Origin of the sequence: Bacillus sp. EKM501B (assembly GCF_011800505.1) — a bacterium.
Lineage (GTDB): Bacteria > Bacillota > Bacilli > Bacillales > Bacillaceae_G > Bacillus_A > Bacillus_A cereus.
In genome coordinates, this window is record NZ_JAALFZ010000020.1 from 1 (window position 1) to 16775 (window position 16775).

Sequence of the window (16775 nt, forward strand, 5' to 3'; positions counted from 1 at the left end):
CCAGAACCGTTACCGCCAGAACCACTGCCACCAGAGTCATTGCCACCAGAACCGTTACCGCCAGAACCACTGCCACCAGAGTCATTGCCACCAGAACCGTTACCGCCAGAACCACTGCCACCGGAACCATTACCGCCGGAACCACTGCCGCTAGAACCGTTGCCACCAGAACCGTTATCGCCGGAACCGTTGCCGCCATCGCCACCAGAACCGTTACCGCCGGAACCGTTGCCGCCATCGCCACCAGAACCGTTTTCACCAGAACCGTTTTCACCAGAGCCGCTGCCACCGGAACCACTATCGTCCTGAGAACCGTTATTTCCTGGAGGTTTATTATTATCCTTTGAGTTTCCTTCTGCAAAATGATCGCTATTTTGTACAATAGCGTTTGTTAATGGTTGGAAGTTTTCAGTTGCAGCATTACCGATATTTAAACCGCTAAAAAAAGATAGAGAGAGTGTTGATGCTAAAATGAAGATTTTCGTCATGGTTTTCCTCCTAAGAAATGAATGTTCCATCTAAAATACATCCCTTTGTAATATTTCTTAGGAAAAAGAGTTTTATGCAAAAAAAACTATATATAGAAAAAGGTGGTATATTTGTCAAAGCAGAAAAGAGTTAATGTAGATTTCCTACAAATAATAGAGGTGGAGAATTTACATTCATAACGGTAGAGGAAGTGGCAGTAGATGAAAGAGTATATAGCGTTTGATATTGGCGGTACGCAAATTAAGTATGGCATTATTTCAGAAGCAGGGAGAGTATTAAAGCGTAAAACAGTTGCAACAGAAATTCACTTAGGCGGAGAACAAATTATTCAAAAACTCATTCTTTTATCAAAAAAATTAATGAATGAACATACTATTGCCGGAATTGGTATTAGCACTGCGGGAATTGTTGATATTAATAAGGGAATTGTGACGGGAGGCGCGGATCATATTCCGGGATATAGTACTATTCCTATTATTGATAGATTGCAAGAGATATTAAAAGTTCCAGTATCGATTGACAATGATGTGAATTGTGCAGCGTTTGGAGAAAAGTGGAATGGTAGTGTAAGAGAGAAAGAGAACTTTATTATGCTCACCATTGGAACAGGAGTTGGGGGAGCAATTTTTATAGATGGAGAATTGTACCGAGGACATTCATTTAGTGCTGGTGAATGGGGGAATATGCTAATAGAAGGAAAAACGTTTGAAGAGGTTGCTTCGATTTCAGGATTAATTCGGCTTGTAAGAAAATATAAAGGCAAAGGCGAGTGGAATGGGAGAACAATTTTTGAGTTGTATGATAAAGGAGATAGAGAAGTTGCTCAAGCAGTTGGAATTTTCTTTAAACATTTGGCAATCGGAATTAGTAATCTTGCTTATATTTTTAATCCAGAAACAATTATTATTGGGGGAGGAATTACCGATAGAGGAAATGAGTTTTTAAAAGAAGTAAAAGAAGAGGTCAGTAAATACTTAAATCAAGAGATTTATAATAATTGTGAGATTGAACTTGCACAAAACGGTAATTGTGCAGGAATGATTGGTGCTATTTACCACTTATTACATCATCATAAGTAAATTATATGAATGTTTTCATATAACTGAGAATTTATCCTTTTTATCAATAGGTAAATAATGCTACAATATAAGAGAAGAATACAATATTTTCCGATATGGAAAATGCTTTGTAGAAAGGGAGAAACTTCATGCCTATTATTTTAGAAAAAGGTCAAAAGATCGATTTAACGAAAGGACAACCAAAAGTAGCAAAACTACAGGTTGGCTTAGGCTGGGATCCAATTGGGCAATCAGGTGGATTTCTGTCTTCATTATTTGGAAGTAAACCAAATATAGATTGTGATGCATCTGTTGTTATGTTAGAAGGAGATCGTTTTTTAAACAAAAATGATTTAGTTTACTTCGGAAACAAACTTTCTACTTGTGGTAGTATTATTCATTCAGGAGATAATTTAACAGGTGAAGGCGAAGGTGACGATGAAACAATCTTTGTAGAATTACATAAAGTCCCAAGTCGTATTAACCGTTTAGTATTCGTTGTAAATATTTATGACTGTGTAAACAGACGTCAAGACTTTGGTATGATTCGTAACGCTTATATTCGTATTCAAAATCCTCATACAGGTGAGGAATTAGCACGTTATAATTTATCAGAAAACTATGCTAGTAAAACAACTTTAATTGCAGGAGAAATGTATCGCTACGAAAATGAGTGGAAGTTTTCAGCAGTTGGAGAAGGCACGCAAGATAAAAACTTAAGTGAGATTGTATCACGTTATCAATAGGATAAACTAAGGAGGAATTTTTAAATGGCATCTATTTCTTTAAAAAAGGGACAAAAGGTAGATTTAACAAAAACAAATCCAGGTTTATCAAAGGTACTTGTAGGGCTTGGCTGGGATACAAATCGTTATGATGGACAAGCTGATTTCGATTTAGATGTTAGTATCTTTTTAGTAGGTGCGAACGGTAAAGTTTCAGGAGCAGAAGATTTCGTTTTCTATAATAATCCCAAAGGTGCGAATGGTGCTGTAGAGCATTTAGGAGATAACCGAACTGGTGAAGGCGAAGGCGATGATGAAGCGATTAAAATCGATTTAAAAAATGTTCCTGCTCACATCGAACGTATTTGTTTCACAATTACAATTTATGATGGAGAAGGCCGCAGCCAAAACTTTGGTCAAGTTTCTAACTCATTCGTACGTATTCTCGATGAAGAAAAGAATGCAGAGTTAATTCGTTACGATTTAGGAGAAGATTTCTCTATTGAAACAGCGGTAGTAGTAGGTGAATTATACCGCCATGCAGGTGATTGGAAGTTCAATGCAATCGGAAGTGGATTCCAAGGTGGATTAGCGTCTCTATGTAATAACTTTGGTTTAGATGTAGAGTAATAGATTCAATTTATATATCCATTGGTGAAATGCATGTTTACTGATGGGTATATTTTTAAAGATAAAAATATAGAGGTGAATATAAATGGCTATTCAGTTACAAAAAGGACAGAAGATTGATTTAGGTAAGACGAGTCCTGGTTTAACAAAAGCAGTAATTGGTCTTGGATGGGATATTAAATCTTATGATGGCGGAGACGATTTCGATTTAGATGCATCTGCTTTTTTATTAGATGCGAACGGGAAATGTACGAAGGAAACTGATTTTATCTTCTATAATAATTTAAAGTCTCCTTGTGGATCAGTTTTACATACTGGCGATAACAGAACAGGTGAAGGCGAAGGCGACGATGAGCAACTTGTTGTAGATTTGAAAAAGGTTCCAGCAGACGTTCATAAAATTGCTATTACAGTTACAATTTATGATGCGGAAGGCCGTAATCAAAACTTTGGACAAGTAGGAAACGCATTCGTTCGTTTAGCGAATGAAGAGACGAACGAAGAAGTTCTTCGTTTTGATTTAGGGGAAGACTTCTCTATCGAAACAGCAGTTGTCTTTTGTGAATTATACCGTCATAATGGACAGTGGAAGTTTAATGCAGTAGGAAGTGGATTCCAAGGTGGTTTAGGTGCGCTTGTAAGAGCGTATGGCTTGGATGCATAGAAAGGAAACGATATTCGTTTCCTTTTTTTGACCTTTCTATAAATCTAGCAAAGAATAGGGGATAAAGGTAAGATGAGTATTTTGCAAGGAATCCTTGATACGTATGCTCAGTTTTTCGACTTGGACATGTGGATTAAAGTGTTGCAAGATCCAGTATCTTGGGGATTAATTGGTACACTTGTTGTACTTGAAGGGTTGTTATCTGCTGATAACGCACTTGTGTTAGCGGTAATGGTAAAACACCTTCCTGAAGAGAAACGTAAAAAAGCATTATTCTATGGACTTATTGGAGCTTATATATTCCGCTTTATTGCAATTGGAATCGGAATGTTCTTGATTAAATTATGGTGGGTAAAACTTCTTGGTGCACTTTACCTTGCTTGGTTATCAGTAAAATACTTTATTGATAAGCGTAAAGGTGCAGGTGAAGAAGAGGAAGCTCATGGTATGAACCAAAACAGTATTTTCTTCAGAATGTTCGGTGTCTTCTGGGGAACAGTTGCAATGGTCGAATTAATGGATATCGCATTCTCTGTAGATAGTGTACTTGCTGCATTTGGTGTATCTAATGAAGTTTGGATTTTATTATTAGGCGGAATGCTAGGTATTTTAATGATGCGTGGTATTGCCGGTGTATTCTTGAAATTATTAGAGCGTATTCCAGAGCTTGAAACGACAGCATACATTTTAATCTTAATTATTGCATCGAAAATGTTACTGTCTTTAATCGAGATTGAGATTAGTCATACACTATTCTTTATTATTTTAGTTGTAGCATTTGGAGCAACATTTATAATTCACTACATGAAGAATTCTGGACAAGCTAAAGAAGAAGTTGCAGCTACTAAAGAAGATAATAAATAATTGAAATGGGTTTGCTCGTTTTGCGAGCGCCCATTTTTTATAACAAAAAATAGTTTATAATAGAAGAAGGACTTAGAAAAAACGTAACTGTTTTTGGAGGTGAACTGTTGTGTTTTCACGTTTTACACTTCAACCATATGCATTAAAAGATGAATCAGATTTAAAGCAATTTGAAACGCTTTTAGAAAAACGTCCACAATATGAACTGACAGAGAATGAGATGAAATTTAGTTATATAGCATGTCGAATCCTTGGCGTTCCTAATGATGTAGATGAATATTTTAATGAACTGTTTGATTATAGTGAAGCGAAAGGAATCGAAGTTTTACACGAACAAAATTTAAACAAAGTGATTGATTCGGAAAAGCTTCGTCATATTCAAGAAGTGTTCGGATTACATCAAGAAGCACCAAATGGTCTGACAGTAAATAGGTTAGTTGCACACTTATCTGGGAAACAACTTTTACCGAAAGTAGACAATCCTGATTTACAGCATTACATACATACGACGTTTATTTCACTATTGAAATTATATGAGAAACAACATAATCAGTCGTTAAAGACAGAAGGCTTCCGTCGTTTCTTAATCGACATAATTAAACTAAGCGAAAATTATGTAGCGAAGTGGTTTTCTACGATTAATTATAAGAAACAGATGCCGCGTATCGTTTGGTATGGTGATGCACAGGAAAGCCGTATATATTTCTTATACTTTCTTATTATGCTCGGTTGTGATGTGCTTTATTATCACCCAGAAGGAAAAGATGGATTTGAGAATGTTGATGAAGAGGGAAGGACCTTTATTGTGTCTCATCCAGGCCGTATTTCTCTTGAACCATTTCCAGATCGCCGCCGCGAGCGTGTGGCAACAGTAGCGTATCAAGCTTCAAAAGAAATTGAGCAAGTACTTCACCACGATAATTCACTGCTGTACAAGCCGTGGCAATTCCGTTCCTATACGCCTGTAGCTCGTACACTAAAAACAACATATGATGAGCTCTTTTTAATTACGAAAGAAAAGGCGTTTGTACGCCCGACATTCTTTGTTGAAAATAAACATATTTATATCCCTTCTTTATTTGCGAAAATATCAGGCGTTTCAAAGAATGATAAAGAGTATTTTCAACGATTAAAGGCTGTTACATCATTTGATAACAGTATACTAGTTAATACATTCCCATTTACGAAAGAGCAAAAAGCAAACTTCCAATATCATTATCGAGATGCATTAGACCGTGGGGGGAAATTACATCCTGATCTAATTATGAATAGCCATTGGTGGCCGCATAAGCGTTTACCGGAAGGTTTACAACATGGGATTGCAGAAGCGATTATCCATACGTGTGAAAGTGAAATGTGCAAACCAATTGCGAAAGAGACAAAACAAGATGTAGCGCTATATGTTTTCGCGCAACTTTCTCAAATACCACCGAATATTTTAGAACAGCTTGAGAAATTTGATTATTCACAAGATGTGCCGAAAATTGTTATATTTAATAATGAGAAGAGTGGAGAGTTAACTCGTTCTGATGCTGTTTTATTACTATTTTTAAATCAAATTGGAGTAGATGTATTCCATTTCAATCCAACGGGAAGAAACGATATTGAACCGTATATTGAAGCGGGGGCATTTGATTCCCATTGGCTTGAAGAGGTTAATTTCGATCTTGAGTTTCATGGTTCATCAGCCTATAAAAATTTATCACAAACAATAAAAGGACTATTTCGTCCATTTTTATAAGGAAAGGGAGAATACCATATGAATAACCCAGTCGTACTAGATCCGAAAACAGAATTAAATGAGCAAACAGCACAAGATGTTCGCTTGCAACTTAGACAAGATGCGGATGTACAACGTATTTATAATGCGGTAGATATTAAAGATCAATTAGAATTAATTGAACTTGGAAAAGAACCTTCTATGGAAATTTCACGTTTTGCTGATCAAATTTTACATACAATGTCATTATCAAAGATAGAAGATTCTGGTGAATTATTAAAACAGCTTGGTAAAATTATGGACAGATTTGATAGCAAAGACTTTGCGGAAGAGAAAAGTGGTTTCTTCTCACGTATGTTCAAAAAAGCGGATAAAATGATTGAACAAATCTTTAGCAAGTATCAAACGATGGGCCGTGAAATTGATAAAGTGTATGTGGAAATTACGAAGTACCAAGATGAGATGAAAAAATCAATTGGTACGTTAGATGGCTTGTATGAGCAAAACTTAAAATATTATTTAGACTTAGAGAAGTACGTAGTAGCAGGAGAAATGCTATTAGAGCGTTTAAATACAGAATTAGTTCCGATGTATGAAGAGCGTGTGCGTAATAATGATCAATTAGCAGGTATTGAATTAGAGTCGCTTAAAAACTCGGTTGAAATTTTAGAGCAACGTATTGATGATTTAGAAAAAGCGCGTATGGTTGCACTACTTACAGCACCACAAATTCGTATGATTCAACGTGGTAATAATAAATTAATTGGTAAAATTAATACAGCATTTATTACAACGATTCCGATCTTTAAAAATGGTATCATTCAAGCGGTAAATGCGAAGCGTCAAAAGCTTGTTGCAGATTCTATGGCTGAACTGGATCGCCGTACAAATGAATTACTTAAGAAAAATGCACAAAATATCGCAACGCAAAGTGTAGAAGTAGCGAGATTATCAGGTTCTTCTAGTATTAAGATGGAAACACTTGAGGAAACTTGGAACATTATTTCAAGAGGTATGCAAGAAACACAACAAATTGAAGAACAAAACAAACGTGAGCGTGAAGAAAGCCGCAAGCGTATGGCTACATTAACTGAAAACATTAAAAAAGAATTACAAGGATAAAGTGAAACTTTAATCAGTGGGGTTTTGTTCATCCCACCGATTATTAGCCTTCACCAATTGGACATTTATGGGCAGTTAATCTACCACCTAACTTCTTTGCTCAAACTGAATTTTGAGGTGGGAGTTTTACTGCACGGAAAATAGTAGGGTAAATGAAAAGGCAATGAGGAATAGTCCTCATTGCCTTTTAGTTTCTCTTCACTAATTTAATAATCTCATTCACAATAAGTGGAATGATACTTAATAAGAGAACAAATCCCCAATCTCGCATCGTTAATGCATGTACACCGAATATATTTGCAAGGGGCGGGATGGAGATGATACAAACTTGCATAAGAACACCGATAAGAAGGGAGAAGACTAAATATTTATTGGTAAAGATCCCAATTGAAAAAATTGATTTCGTTCTTGAACGCAAGTTAAATGAATGAACGAGCTGAGAAAAACTAAGAACGACAAATGCCATCGTTTGAGCGTGTAATAGAGCATCGTCATCAATTCGTTCTGGGAAAAGAGGGAATAAATTTGTATCTCCAGTATAGAATTTTGCTCCAGCGATAAAAGCTATTAGCGTTAACAGTCCAATGATAACCCCATTGAAAATCAGAAAAGGAATGCTACCACTAAATAAACTTTCTTTCGCATGTCGTGGTTTTTCCTTCATCACATCTGGATCTTCAGGATCAACCCCAAGTGATAATGCAGGAAGTGTATCTGTAATTAAATTCACCCACAAAATGTGAATAGGTCGTAGAGGTGTTGCCCAGCCAAGTAAAATGGCTAAAAATAAAGCGATAATTTCTCCGAAGTTACAAGAGAGTAGGAAGAGGATTGATTTTTTTATGTTACGATAAATATTTCTACCTTCCTCAACAGCCTTCACAATAGATGAGAAATTATCATCTGTTAACACGACATCTGCTGCCCCTTTTGCAACGTCTGTTCCTGTAATGCCCATCGCTACGCCAACATCCGCTTGCTTTAAAGATGGAGCGTCATTGACACCATCACCAGTCATAGAAACGATATTTCCCTTTGCACGCAATGCCTTTACAATTTTTACTTTATGTTCTGGAGAGACTCTGGCGAATACATTTAAATGATTAATTTTGCTTGCTAGCTCTGTATCTGAAATGTTATCTAATTCAGTTCCGATCATAATTTCAGATATTTCTTCAGCAATACCAAGTTCTTTGGCAATTGCAAAGGCGGTATCTTTATGGTCACCAGTAATCATAACTGTGCGAATACCGGCTTTTTTACATTCTTTAATTGAATCTTTCACTTCAGTTCGCGGTGGATCAATCATACCGACAAGACCAATAAAGATGAGGTTTTCTTCAAGATGATTTATATCCACATCGTTTGAATCGTATTGTTTAAATGCGAATGAAAGTACTCTTAAAGCTTCTTGAGACATTGATCCGGCAGCTTCTAATATTTGATTTTTATCAGAATCAGTTAAAATCTCGATTTTGCCGTTTTTAAAAATATGGGTACATCGAGGTAAGAGCTTATCAATAGCGCCTTTCGTCATGCTATAGTAGCTTTCATCGTATGTATGCACGGTTGACATCATTTTACGATCTGAATCGAAAGGTACTTCGTTAACACGTTCATGTATTTTTTCTAAATAATCTTTTTGCATGTTAAAAGTGGTTCCAGCAACGAGAAGTGCAATTTCAGTCGGGTCTCCCGTTTGTGATTCTTTATTATAAGACGCATCATTACATAGCACCATATTTTCTAACAATAGACGTTGCACATCATTATTTACATTTAAACTTTCTAAGCGATCGTATGTGTTATCACTATAAAAGTGAGTAACGGTCATTTTATTTTGCGTTAACGTACCTGTTTTATCTGAACAAATAATTGTGACAGAACCGAGGGCCTCAACAGCTGGTAGTTTGCGAATGATAACGTTTTGTTTAATCATACGTTGCACACCAATTGCAAGAACGATGGAAACGATAGCTGGCAAGCCTTCTGGAATAGCTGCAACGGCTAAACTAATAGCAGTCATAAACATTTCTAACGTATCCCGGCCTTGTAAAAAACCGATGAGGAACATAATGATACAAATAGCTACAGCGACAAAGCCTAAATATTTTCCGACTTGTGCTAAGCTTTTTTGAAGTGGTGTCATATCATCGTCTGCTTCATGTAAAAGGGTAGCAATCTTACCAATTTGTGAGTTCATTCCAGTTTCAACAGCAACACCGACGCCTCTTCCGTATGTTACAAGAGTAGACATAAAGGCCATGTTTTTTTGATCGCCGAGTGGTACTTGTTCATCACTTTGCATGGAAGGGTGGTAGATTGCATCTTTATCAACAGGGACAGATTCACCAGTTAGAGCAGATTCTTCAACTTTTAAATTTGCGGTTTCAATAAGGCGTAAATCGCATGGGATATATCGTCCGGCATCGAGCATAACGATATCCCCTGGAACGACGTGTTCAGATGGAATTTCTTTTAGTTCACCATGTCTCTTGACGATAGCTTTAGGTGTTGCCATCTTTTTTAGTGCCTCTAAAGCTTGTTCTGCTTTAGATTCTTGGACAACACCGATAACAGCATTTAAAACTACAACAAGCGCGATAATACTGGCATCCGCCCATTCACCTACAAAGGCAGAAATAAGGGCAGCAATAATAAGGACATATACGAGGACGTCATTAATTTGGGCGAAAATACGCTGCCATAAAGTGCGTTTTTGTTTTGTAGCTAATTCATTAGAACCGTATTGCTTTAAACGTTCACTTACAATTTCATCTGTTAAACCGTGTTGTTCGTTTGTTTCTAGGTCAATTAATGTTTGATCTTTCGTCTTACTGTACCAATTGCTCATAAGTAAGCACCTCCAGTAAAAACAGTTAGCAATGGTAGTGTTGCTATTATTTGTGAGTAGTATGTATGGAGAAAAATCTAAGGTGAGGTTCTACTTCTATTGTACAATATTTTACAGTTGGTTGAGGGAAAGAGAAGAGTTGTCATGAATTTGTTGGAAATAAAAAAGAGCCTCATATAAGAGAGGCTTTTTTACTTTTTAATTAATGTACCTAATTCTTCTGTAATAGCTTGCATTTCACTAATGCTGAATGTTTCACGTTTCATAACATGATCATAAATGTCACGTAAATCTTCGTACATTTCTTCGTTAAAACTAGCAGCTCTCATCGCTCCAGCATTAACCATACGTAATTTTTCTTTAATAGCTTCGACCATATATTCAACGTTTTCTTCTGACTTTACGGATAAATCCACCGAAGTGTCCCCCTTTAAAATAACATAAGGCTATCTTAACATTTTTTATCATTTTCGTTAATGAATCTTTTCAATCCCATTAAATTAGTAGGGATTTCCTTTATATTTAATAATTGGTTGTTTATACTATAAGTATATATTAAGAAATGCACCAAGAAGGGAAGAAACAAAAGTATGGTTCAAGTATTGTTTGTTTGTCTTGGGAACATTTGCCGTTCTCCGATGGCAGAAGCGATTTTTCGAAATCTTGTCGTAAAAGAGGGACTTGAAGAGAAAATTGTCATTGATTCTGCAGGAACTGGAGATTGGCATGTTGGCCATCCGCCACATAAAGGAACACAAAAAATTTTAAAAGAAAATGCAGTCACTTTTGAAGGAATTAAAGCAAGGCAAGTAGAAAAAGAAGACTTAACAAAGTTTGATTATATTATTGCCATGGACAACAAGAATATAGCAGATTTAAAAAGTTTAGGTAAAACTGGAGGCTATATTGGTAGGCTGTCCGACTTTGTTCCAGACGGTGGCTGGACAGACGTTCCTGACCCTTACTATACAGGGAATTTCCAAGAAGTATATGACCTTGTAACAGAAGGGTGTGCAAAGCTATTAGCTTTCATTCGAAATGAACAAGGAATATGAGGAAGCTTAGAAAGAAATACTTTCTAACATAAGAAATGAAAGGGTGAAGGAATATGGCAAAGAAAAATAATATTGCTCGAAACATTGCGATTGGTGTAGCGGCAGGTGTAGCTGTATCCATGTTAAAGAAAGAAAACCGTGAAAAAGTAAAAAATACAGCAGAAAAAGCAAAAACAAAGATGATTGAAATTGGTGAAAATGCAAAGATCAAAGAAAAAGTGCAAACTGTTACAGATAAAGGACGCGAACTTGCTGATTTCAATGTGGTAAAAGCGAAAGTAGCAGAAATTAAAAAATTAACGCCATCTGTTGTAGAGACGTTAAAAGAAACGAAAGAAATTTTTAGTAAGAAAAAAGTTGAGCCAGAAGAAAAGCCAGAAACGATTGAAATTCAAGCTGTATCTCCAAAGGTAGATGAGCTGAAAGCAGAAGAAGAGCCAGTAGTTGCTGAAGATGGTGGTATGAAAGAAGCGCGTGAATTATTTATGAAAGACTCAAATGCAGTGGAAAAAAAAACTGAAGCGTACATTGAGTTAAAGCAAGATAAAGAAGAGAAGAAAAGCGTTTAAACATATATGAGAAAAATTTTAGAAAAGGTGAGAAGAAATCGTACTTATTCGTTTGGTAAAGATTTATATGACCGGACGATGCGCGATGATGTAGCGGGCTTGGCAGCACAGCTCGCTTATTTCTTCTTGCTTGCAATTTTTCCTGGGCTCGTTTTCTTAATTACGCTTCTTGGATTTATTCCCATTCAAACAGAGGATGTGCTTAGTTTATTAGAGGTTTATGTACCAGATGATGCAATGAACTTAATTGAGGTAAATGTAGATAAAGTTGTAAACCAGCAAAATGGTGGTTTATTATCATTTGGTTTATTATCCATGTTATGGTTTGCCTCAAATGGTGTTAATGCGGTTATGAATGCTTTTAACCGCGCTTATGACGTGAAGGAAACACGTTCTTTTATTACAACAAGAGCGTTATCAATTGTGTTTACATTAGCTATTATTTTTATGATTGTCTTTGCGTTAATTGTTCCGGTATTCGGACAAGTTATTGGAGCAGCAGTGTTTAAAGCACTCGGTTTATCAGATAGTTTTTCTTTCGTGTGGAGCATTACACGATTAGTAGCGAGTTTCTTCGTGCTATTTGCTTTGTTTAGTTTCTTATATACATTTGCCCCAGATCGAAAGTTAAAAAGAAGAGAAGTTATTTCAGGGGCGTTATTTGCTACTGTAGGATGGATTGTGGTATCGTACTCATTTGCTTATTATGTAGATAAGTTTGCGAATTACGCCAATACATATGGTGGTCTCGGTGGTATCATTATTTTAATGTTATGGTTTTACTTAACTGGATGGGTAATTTTACTTGGCGGTGAAATTAATGGTTTACTCCACCATTATAGAACCGGTGACAATAATTCCCGTAATGAATAATGAGCTCTTGTTCCATAATAAAAAGGAACAGGGGGGATATTTCATGAGTAATAATAAAAAGAACCATAATAATAAAAGTAATAATAAACAAAAGAGCAGTTCGCATCCAAAGCATAAAACGAGTAGCAGTGCGAACGGTCATAATAGCTATCATTAAAAAAAACGGGTCCTCTATGAGGGACCCGTTTTATTTGCTGCCTTTTAATAATCGTAAGCCATTCAAAATGACAAGAATCGTACTTCCTTCATGGCCAATAACACCGAATGGAAGAGCTAAAAATTGCAAGAAGTTTGAACAAATTAGCATGGCAATAACGGCTAGCGAAAAGATTACGTTTTGCTTCACAATACGGTTCATTCGTTTTGATAAACGAATTGCTTGGGAAAGACGAGATAGTTCGTTCTTCATCAGTACAACATCCGCAGTTTCTAAAGCTACATCTGTTCCTTCTCCCATTGCGACACCAATGCTAGCAGTAGCTAGTGCAGGTGCATCATTTATACCGTCTCCGACCATTGCTACTGTACCGTATTTTTCTTTTAACTTTTTAATCGTTTCAACTTTTGTTTCTGGTAAACATGATGCGTAATATTCCTTTATATTACTTTCAGAGGCAATTGCTTTTGCCGTTTCTTCATTATCTCCAGTAATCATAATTGCTTCGACACCAATGCTTTGTAATTCACGAATAGCAGCTATTGTTTCTTGGCGAAGCGTATCTTTTAAAGCGATAAGTCCAAGAATGCCTCCCTCATCACTAATATAAACGACAGTTTTACCTTCCTTTTCAAGTGAGGCAGAAATACCATTATGAAATGTTTTTGTTTCTTCACCGATAAAATCAGCTTTACCTATTTTATAAGCGTTGTTTTCGAATATTCCTTTTAGCCCAAAACCAGTTACATCTTCAACCTTTTCAGGTTTTTTTAATGTAATGTCGTACGCATGTTGTGCATATTTAACAATAGATGCAGCCAAAGGATGTGTAGAGTGACTTTCAATGGATGCTGTAATAGAAAGTACTTCTTTTTCTGTCATATTTTCTCGAACATATACATCTGTTACGGTAGGTTTTCCTTCTGTTAATGTTCCTGTTTTATCAAAGGCGATTGCTTTTACTGAAGCGAGGCGTTCTAAATGTATGCCACCTTTAAAGAGAATTCCATTTCTTGCTCCGTTAGAAATTGCAGATAACGTTGCTGGTGTAATGGCAGCAACGAGTGCACAAGGAGATGCGACTACAAGTAAGATCATAGCGCGATAAAACGTTTCATTCCAGCTCCAGTCAAGTAAGAAATGAGGAACGAACATCATAAGCGCAACAACGAGTAGTACACCTTTTACGTATGTTCCTTCAAACTTTTCGATGAATAGTTGTGATGGCGATTTTTCACTTTGTGCACTTTGGACGAGACGGATAATTTTTTGGAATAATGTTTGATCGCTTGGCTTCGTAATTTTAACTTCGATAGCACCACGTAAATTTACAGTACCTGCAAATACTTCATCGCCATGTCTTTTCTCATTTGGAATAGGTTCTCCCGTGATTGCTGCTTCATCAATATTTGTTTCACCGTTATGAATCGTACCGTCAGCGGGAACACGTTCACCTGGTTTAATTAAAATAATGTCGTTAATTTGTAACTCTCCAACAGGAACACGTTCCTCCGTTCCGTTGGAAATGCGTAATGCTTCTTCGGGTTGTAAGTCAAGAAGAGCGGAAATTTCTTTTTGGCTCTTACTTAATGTATAAGATTCCATAGCACCGCTGAGCGCAAAGATAAAGATTAAGATAGCCCCTTCTGCCCAGTAGCCAATAATTGCAGCACCAATAGCTGCAAAGAGCATTAGCATTTCAACATTTAGCTCTTTTTCTTCAATCGTATCTTCAATGCCTTCTTTCGCTTTTGCATATCCACCAACTATATAAGCAAGGATATAGCAAGTAATACCTACATTCATTACATCGTTCTTTGTGAATAACCAGCCAACTAAAATAAAAATACCAGATGCTACTGCAAATACAAGTTCATAATGTTTTTTTAATGTGTCCCATAAAGAGGGATGAGAAATTGTTTCTTTTGACTGTAACGTTTTTACTTCTGAGTTCATTACTACCCGCTCCTTCCGCATTCTTATTGAGAAAAATAATCAAAATCGAAACCCCTATAAAACGACGAAAGCTGCCATCCATAATGGATAGCAGCATTTCTGTTGAATCTGTTTTTAATAGTTCTTATGTTGTAATTATTCTATAGTATATCATATGTTTTTATGAGATGGTACGGTTTTGTTTCAAGTATAAACGGAAAACTTGTGTTTTCGCAACTCCTCTGGTATATATGAATATTGTTCATAAAAAGATCGGAAAGGAAGACAACAAGTGAAGACAGAGAAAATTTTTACCCATCCGATTGGCGTATTTATTGCTGCAATAGTAGCAACTTTTTTATGGGGAAGCGCATTTCCTTTTATTAAATTAAGTTATGTTGAACTTGGAATTCAACCACAAGAAGTTGGAGAGCAAATATTATTTGCCGGTTATCGTTTCTTTTTATCTGGAGTCATGCTCTTATTATTCTTTAAAGTGTTAGGAAAAGATATGAGCTTCAAAAAAGGAACAGGGAAACAGTTAATACAAATTGGTTTATTCCAAACGTTTCTTCAATATATCTGTTTTTACATTGGAATGAGTTATAGTTCAGGAATTGAAGGAGCTATCATTTCAGGAACATCATCATTCTTTCAAATTTTACTCGCCCATTTTTTATATAAAGATGATGCTCTCAATATGCGAAAATTAATTGGGGTATCTATTGGTTTTTGTGGCGTCATTTTAGTAAATGTGCCGAGTGATGGTAGCTTATCATTTCATTTTGGGATCGGAAGCTTATTACTTCTTAGTGCAGCAATGCTGTATTCATATGGAAACATATTAGCAAAAGAAGGTAGTAAAACATTAGATATTGGTTATATGACAGCATACCAAATGATTTTTGGTTCTACAGGATTATTATGTATAGGGGCTTTACAAGTTGGAGTCATGCCATTTACATTTAGTCTACATGCACTACTTATGCTAATTTATTTATCTTTCTTATCTGCAGCTGGTTTTTGCATTTGGAATACAATTATGAAGTATAACAAGGTTGGAAAAGTATCTATGTATATGTTCTTTATACCCGTATTTGGTGTGTTATTATCGAGCATGATTTTAGGTGAAGCAATTCATTCATTTGTGCTACTCGGTTTAGCATGTGTAGCCGCGGGAATCATTGTGGTAAATAGGACACCAGCTAAGCAAAAAATGGAGCAAGAAAAACAAGTAGCATAGAGAGCAGAAAAGCGATTACAATGGAAGAACACTACTGTTCTTCTTTTTTTATAGAAAAAGGATAATAGACTAAGTGTAACGAAAAAAGATACAAAAAGCATTTATTGAGGAGAAAATATTATGAATCTACTTTACGTGGTGTTAATTGGGCAAACATTTCTTTTTTTTATTGGTGCAATTTATGCAATGGGGCAGACAAAAAGAACGAAAGATAATATGCCGTTACCTTTAGCAATTCGTCTTATTCTTAGTTTTTCTTTAACAGGTAGTGCAATTTGCATATGGTTACAAGATCCATCTGTAGAGTATAGTACGTGGGTTGCACTTGGTATGACTTTATCAACTGTGGGAGATTTGTTTATGGCTGGGCTGATTCCAATTGGTCATCGATTAATTGGAGGGATGGTTACTTTCGCTGTTGCTCATTGTTTTTATGTAAAAGCATTTTTGCAAACAGGAATTTCATGGAATGGTTTTTGGATTGGCTTACTCGTATATGGGCTCTTTCTAATTGTAGGATGGTTCTTCTTTATCCGAAATGATAAACAGGATAAGTTGTTTACGATAGGAGCTCTAATTTACGGATTGTGGGTTGGAGGAATGGCTTGCTTTGCATTCGCCTTATATTATGAAAATACAGGGATATGGTGGATACCAGCGTTTGGTGGCTTACTGTTTGTAATTTCTGATTTCATTATTGGCGTGACAGATATCGGAGGGCGTAAATTGAAGTATGAGCCACTTTGGATTTGGTTTACATATGTAGCTGCTCAAATGTGTATTATATATGTGGGATTATAAAAAGATACTCTCAAAA

15 protein-coding genes and 1 pseudogene are annotated in these 16775 nt (G+C 36.1%); 12 read left to right on the forward strand and 4 right to left on the reverse strand.

Annotated elements, in window-relative coordinates; genetic code table 11:
* Window positions 1–488 (reverse strand): annotated as a pseudogene (locus HFD78_RS29645) (cell wall anchor protein); the annotation flags it as partial.
* A 201-nt stretch (window positions 489–689) separates the two neighbouring features.
* Between HFD78_RS29645 and HFD78_RS24390 the strand changes: the two are divergent.
* From HFD78_RS24390 to HFD78_RS24420, 7 genes are all read left to right on the forward strand, one after another.
* Window positions 690–1568 carry an ROK family protein gene (locus tag HFD78_RS24390; protein ID WP_000666107.1) on the forward strand — a complete coding sequence of 293 codons (879 nt, stop codon included), beginning with the start codon at window positions 690–692 and terminating at the stop codon, window positions 1566–1568.
* A gap of 128 nt (window positions 1569–1696) precedes the next feature.
* Window positions 1697–2293 carry a TerD family protein gene (locus HFD78_RS24395; RefSeq protein ID WP_001121578.1) on the forward strand — a complete coding sequence of 199 codons (597 nt, stop codon included), beginning with the start codon at window positions 1697–1699 and terminating at the stop codon, window positions 2291–2293.
* 24 nt (window positions 2294–2317) lie between these two features.
* Window positions 2318–2902, forward strand: a complete 585-nt coding sequence (locus tag HFD78_RS24400) for a TerD family protein (RefSeq protein WP_000146720.1) — start codon at window positions 2318–2320, stop codon at window positions 2900–2902.
* 85 nt (window positions 2903–2987) lie between these two features.
* Complete coding sequence (locus tag HFD78_RS24405) at window positions 2988–3566, forward strand: TerD family protein (protein WP_001007532.1); 579 nt, start codon at window positions 2988–2990, stop codon at window positions 3564–3566.
* Between the two features lie 72 nt (window positions 3567–3638).
* Complete coding sequence (locus HFD78_RS24410) at window positions 3639–4430, forward strand: TerC family protein (RefSeq protein WP_000025688.1); 792 nt, start codon at window positions 3639–3641, stop codon at window positions 4428–4430.
* Window positions 4431–4539: 109 nt separating this feature from the next.
* Entirely contained in the window at window positions 4540–6171 is a 1632-nt protein-coding gene (locus tag HFD78_RS24415) for a YceG family protein (protein ID WP_000492865.1), read from the forward strand.
* Between the two features lie 18 nt (window positions 6172–6189).
* Window positions 6190–7272, forward strand: a complete 1083-nt coding sequence (locus HFD78_RS24420) for a toxic anion resistance protein (RefSeq protein ID WP_001064409.1) — start codon at window positions 6190–6192, stop codon at window positions 7270–7272.
* A gap of 187 nt (window positions 7273–7459) precedes the next feature.
* Here HFD78_RS24420 and HFD78_RS24425 read toward each other — a convergent pair whose 3' ends face one another.
* Both HFD78_RS24425 and HFD78_RS24430 read right to left on the reverse strand, forming a co-directional pair.
* On the reverse strand, window positions 7460–10126 hold the full coding sequence (locus tag HFD78_RS24425) for a cation-translocating P-type ATPase (RefSeq protein WP_000073692.1): 2667 nt from the start codon (window positions 10124–10126) through the stop codon (window positions 7460–7462).
* Window positions 10127–10317: 191 nt separating this feature from the next.
* Window positions 10318–10542 (reverse strand): DUF1128 domain-containing protein, encoded by a 225-nt coding sequence (locus HFD78_RS24430; protein ID WP_000366196.1) that lies wholly within the window; start codon window positions 10540–10542, stop codon window positions 10318–10320.
* A gap of 174 nt (window positions 10543–10716) precedes the next feature.
* Here HFD78_RS24430 and HFD78_RS24435 point away from each other — a divergent pair, with 174 nt between their 5' ends.
* The 3 genes from HFD78_RS24435 to HFD78_RS24445 are packed head-to-tail and all read left to right on the forward strand — an operon-like array spanning window position 10717 to window position 12623.
* Entirely contained in the window at window positions 10717–11181 is a 465-nt protein-coding gene (locus HFD78_RS24435) for a low molecular weight protein-tyrosine-phosphatase (RefSeq protein WP_000250916.1), read from the forward strand.
* 53 nt (window positions 11182–11234) lie between these two features.
* Window positions 11235–11750, forward strand: a complete 516-nt coding sequence (locus HFD78_RS24440; protein WP_001085388.1) for a DUF4075 domain-containing protein — start codon at window positions 11235–11237, stop codon at window positions 11748–11750.
* A gap of 6 nt (window positions 11751–11756) precedes the next feature.
* On the forward strand, window positions 11757–12623 hold the full coding sequence (locus HFD78_RS24445) for a YihY/virulence factor BrkB family protein (protein WP_001226536.1): 867 nt from the start codon (window positions 11757–11759) through the stop codon (window positions 12621–12623).
* 187 nt (window positions 12624–12810) lie between these two features.
* On the opposite strand, the gene HFD78_RS24450 is transcribed toward HFD78_RS24445, so the two are convergent.
* Window positions 12811–14736 carry a heavy metal translocating P-type ATPase gene (locus tag HFD78_RS24450; protein ID WP_001083773.1) on the reverse strand — a complete coding sequence of 642 codons (1926 nt, stop codon included), beginning with the start codon at window positions 14734–14736 and terminating at the stop codon, window positions 12811–12813.
* Between the two features lie 271 nt (window positions 14737–15007).
* On the opposite strand from HFD78_RS24450, the gene HFD78_RS24455 reads away from it, so the two are divergent.
* Window positions 15008–15958: a DMT family transporter gene (locus HFD78_RS24455; protein WP_000845729.1), complete on the forward strand. Its 951-nt coding sequence runs from the start codon at window positions 15008–15010 to the stop codon at window positions 15956–15958.
* Between the two features lie 120 nt (window positions 15959–16078).
* The gene (locus HFD78_RS24460; protein WP_001051084.1) at window positions 16079–16759 is read left to right on the forward strand and encodes a lysoplasmalogenase; all 681 of its coding nucleotides are present in this window, start codon (window positions 16079–16081) and stop codon (window positions 16757–16759) included.
* Window positions 16760–16775 lie beyond the last annotated feature (16 nt).